Here is a 3,659-nt window from a genome sequence, read left to right on the forward strand (position 1 = left end):
TGCGTGTAGATCTCGGTGACGGGCCCCGCAGGCACACGCGTGGTGAGCGCCACGAGAACACCCCGCTCGACGGCATCCGCGACGGCGGCGACGAACTCCGGCGTCGCGTTGCCCGCACCGGTGGCGACGAGCACGATGCCCTGGGCCCCCGCGCCGACCGCCGTCTCCACGAACAGCGGGTCGGCGTCGACGTGGTGCATGACCATGTCGACGCGGGGCAGCGAGGCGGAGGCGGCGGGCAACGGCAGCGGTTCGGGCCGCTCGGGGCGGTGCGCTATCGAGACCTTGCCGAAGCCGACCTTGCCGACGGGCGGCCCGGAGGGGTCGGCGAAGGCGTCGGCGGCGAGGGTCTGGGTCTTCATGGTGCCGCGCGCGGCGTGCACCTTGCCGTCGAAGACGACCAGCACACCGAGGTCGCGCACGGTCGCCGCGGTCAGCAGCGCGTCATACAGATTGCCGGGCCCGTCGCCGTCCTCGGCACCGAGCGGCTTCTGCGCGCCGGTGAGGACGACCGGGCGGGGGTCGTGGTGGTGCACGTCGAGGAGGAAGGCGGACTCCTCGAGGGTGTCCGTGCCGTGGGTGACGACGATGCCGTCGACTCCGGGGTCGGCGAGCACCTCGTGCACGGTGTGCAGCAGGGTGAGCTGCTGGGCGGAGGTCAGCCGCGGGCTGTTCACGTTGAAGAGGTCGATGACCTCGGAGGTGATGCCGTGGGGTATCGCGGCCGTGGCCATGACCTCGCGGCCGGGGGCGTCGGCGGCGAAGCCGGTCCCCTGCCAGCGGCTGGCGATCGTCCCGCCGGTGCTGATGACGACGATCCTTCGCGCCTGCGCTTCCACGTCTGCGTACCTCCCAGGAATCAAGAGGTTCTACAGCCCCCCGAGCGGTGGCCGACCTCCACGCAACGATAGATCGAACACCGCGCAATGTGCTTGCCTAAATCCACCCTCCACGCAACACAAGAGGTGGATAATTGCGCCATGGACGATATCGATCGCAGTATCTTGCGCGAGCTTCAGAACGACGGGCGGCTGACCAATCAGGAGCTGGCCCAGCGGGTCGGCCTCAGCGCGTCCCCGTGCATGCGGCGCGTACGCCAGCTGGAGCTGGACGGCGTGATCCAGGGGTATCGCGCGGTGGTCGACCCGGAGGCGCTCGGCCGGGGCTTCGAGGTGCTCGTCTCCATCGAGGTGCGGCGCGACCGGGCGACGGTCGAGGCGTTCGAGGCGGCGCTCCAGGACATCCCGGACGTCATCGAGGCGTACCGCCTGTTCGGCAGCCCCGGCTGTCTGCTGCGCATCGCCGTCGCGGACCTCGCGGCGTACGAGCGCCTGTGGATCGAGCGGTTGACGGCGCTGGCGGGCGTCACGGAGGTCAACTCGCAGATCATCATGAAGCGGATCAAGGAGCCGAGGGGCCTGCCGGTGGACGGCTGACGGCCGACCCGTCACGGGGGCGGCGCCGGGCGCGAACCCGAACCCCCGCACCTCTTTGGTACAGACCTATTGACGGCTGGTCCAGTCCTTCCTAGCGTGACGCAACGCACCACGCACGCCTCCTCCCTCCTTCTCCCCCCTCGCACCCAAGGAGCACAGCGTGATCGGTCGGACGTTACGCCTGCTGGGGACCGCCCTGGCAGTGGCCTGCGCCGTACAACTGCCGGCCGCCGCGGCGGCTCCCTCCACCCCCTCCACTCCCCTCGCCGACACCTGCGCGGTCAAGTCGAAGCCCACGGGCAAGGTACTCCAGGGCTACTGGGAGAACTGGGACGGCGCCGCCAACGGAGTCCATCCGCCCTTCGGCTGGACCCCGATCACCGACTCCCGCATCCGCCAGCACGGCTACAACGTGATCAACGCCGCCTTCCCCGTGATCCGCTCCGACGGCACGGTCCTGTGGGAGGACGGGATGGACTCGACGGTGAAGGTCGCGACCCCCGCCGAGATGTGCCAGGCCAAGGCGGACGGCGCCACGATCCTCATGTCCATCGGCGGCGCCACGGCCGGCATCGACTTGAGTTCGAGCCGGGTCGCCGACCGCTTCGTCGAGACGATCGTGCCGATCCTGAAGAAGTACAACTTCGACGGCATCGACATCGACATCGAGACCGGCCTCGTGGGCAGCGGCAACATCAACCAGCTCTCCCCCTCCCAGGCCAACCTCGTCCGCATCATCGACGGCGTCCTCGCGCGGATGCCCGCGAACTTCGGGCTGACGATGGCCCCGGAGACGGCGTACGTCACCGGAGGCAGTGTCACCTACGGCTCGATCTGGGGCGCGTATCTGCCCATCATCAAGAAGTACGCGGACAACGGCCGCCTGTGGTGGCTCAACATGCAGTACTACAACGGCAGCATGTACGGCTGCTCCGGCGACTCCTACCCGGCGGGCACCGTCCAGGGCTTCACCAAGCAGACCGACTGCCTCGACAAGGGCCTGGTCATCCAGGGCACGACCATCAAGGTCCCCTACGACAAGCAGGTCCCCGGCCTGCCCGCCCAGCCGGGCGCGGGCGGCGGCTACATGTCACCGAGTCTCGTGGCCCAGGCGTGGAACCACTACAACGGCGCCCTGAAGGGGCTCATGACGTGGTCCATCAACTGGGACGGGTCGAAGGGGTGGACGTTCGGGGACAACTTCAAACGGTTGACGTAGACCGTGTCGGCCGCCCCCGCCACCGAGCGGTGCGCGGCGGCGGCCAGCTCCCGCCGGTCCGTGCCCCGCAGCGGGGCGTGCGCCGCGATCCGGACGGTCAGTCCGCGGGCGGCGGCCACGCGGCGCAGCGAGGCGGTGAACTCCTCGTCGCCGAGGAAGGCGGCCGCGGCGCTCGGGGCACCGCCCTGACGGTAGGCGACCGTCACCGGCCTCACGGGCGCGCCCGCGTCGGCGGCGGCCTGGAAGACGGCCCGCCGGAAGCGTCCGCCCCCGGCGGAACACCAGGTAGTCGCCTGCGGAAAGACGAGAACGGACGTACCACCACGCAAAACCCCCGCCAACTCCCTCACCACATGCGGGAGTTGGCGAAGGCTACCACCCCTGTCGATGAACCGAGTCCCCGCCCGCCGGGCCAGCGTGCCGATCACCGGCCACTGGCCCACCTCCCGTTTGGCGAGGACGCTCACCGGCTCGACGGCGAGCAGCGCGACGGCGTCGAGCCAGGAGATGTGATTGGCCACGACGAGCGTGCCCACGCCGCCGCCCCCCGCGCTCAGCCGCTCGGGGTGACCCGCCTCCAGACGCACCCCGAGCGCGCCGAGCGCCGCCCGCGCCTCGCCACGCAGGATCCGGGGGTCGGCGAGCCGGTCGCCCCGCGCGGCGGCCCGGGTGAGGGTGTACGTCAACGCGGCGTACCGGCGGGCGAGTTCGCCCAGTGGGACACGCGGTTCCGGGTCGGCGGCGCAGCTCGCGGGGCAGCCGCGGTCGACCGCCCACGGACTCGACGCACTCATCGTCATCGCCCGTCCTCGCCGAGGAAGTAGCGGCGGTGCCGTGCGCTGAGCCGTTCCGTGTCGAGCAGCACGAAGAAGTCCGCGACGTCGAACTCCGGGTCGTGCGCGGGGGCGCCGCACATCCACGCGCCGAGACGGAGGTAGCCGCGCAGCAGAGGCGGCAGGTCGGCGTAGGTGGGGCGCTCCGGGGCGGGCGCCGTGGGGGTCCAG

Annotated in this window: 4 protein-coding genes and 1 pseudogene; 2 read left to right on the forward strand and 3 right to left on the reverse strand. The window is 70.9% G+C overall.

Features of this window, described 5'->3' with window-relative positions; genetic code table 11:
- The coding region (locus tag GKQ77_RS29645) for an asparaginase (protein ID WP_219692201.1) at nucleotides 1–839 on the reverse strand (839 nt) is incomplete at its 3' end.
- A 141-nt stretch (nucleotides 840–980) separates the two neighbouring features.
- On the opposite strand from GKQ77_RS29645, the gene GKQ77_RS29650 reads away from it, so the two are divergent.
- Together GKQ77_RS29650 and GKQ77_RS29655 are read left to right on the forward strand one after the other, a co-directional pair.
- Nucleotides 981–1,436: an Lrp/AsnC family transcriptional regulator gene (locus GKQ77_RS29650; protein WP_219692202.1), complete on the forward strand. Its 456-nt coding sequence runs from the start codon at nucleotides 981–983 to the stop codon at nucleotides 1,434–1,436.
- A gap of 163 nt (nucleotides 1,437–1,599) precedes the next feature.
- The gene (locus tag GKQ77_RS29655; protein WP_219692204.1) at nucleotides 1,600–2,655 is read left to right on the forward strand and encodes a chitinase; all 1,056 of its coding nucleotides are present in this window, start codon (nucleotides 1,600–1,602) and stop codon (nucleotides 2,653–2,655) included.
- On the opposite strand, the gene GKQ77_RS29660 is transcribed toward GKQ77_RS29655, so the two are convergent.
- Together GKQ77_RS29660 and GKQ77_RS29665 are read right to left on the reverse strand one after the other, a co-directional pair.
- Nucleotides 2,559–3,449 (reverse strand): lysophospholipid acyltransferase family protein, encoded by an 891-nt coding sequence (locus tag GKQ77_RS29660; RefSeq protein ID WP_219692203.1) that lies wholly within the window; start codon nucleotides 3,447–3,449, stop codon nucleotides 2,559–2,561. The genes GKQ77_RS29655 and GKQ77_RS29660 overlap by 97 nt on opposite strands.
- A 2-nt stretch (nucleotides 3,450–3,451) precedes the next feature.
- Nucleotides 3,452–3,659, reverse strand: a pseudogene (locus GKQ77_RS29665) (GNAT family N-acetyltransferase); the annotation flags it as partial.

It is taken from the genome of Streptomyces anatolicus (assembly GCF_019400875.1).
Taxonomy (GTDB): Bacteria; Actinomycetota; Actinomycetes; order Streptomycetales; family Streptomycetaceae; genus Streptomyces; species Streptomyces anatolicus.

Excerpts from the sequence above, each read along its gene's own strand:
- GKQ77_RS29650 (WP_219692202.1), top strand. The coding sequence starts at position 981 with ATGGACGATATCGATCGCAGTATCTTGCGCGAGCTTCAGAACGACGGG.
- GKQ77_RS29660 (WP_219692203.1), bottom strand. The coding sequence starts at position 3,449 with ATGAGTGCGTCGAGTCCGTGGGCGGTCGACCGCGGCTGCCCCGCGAGC.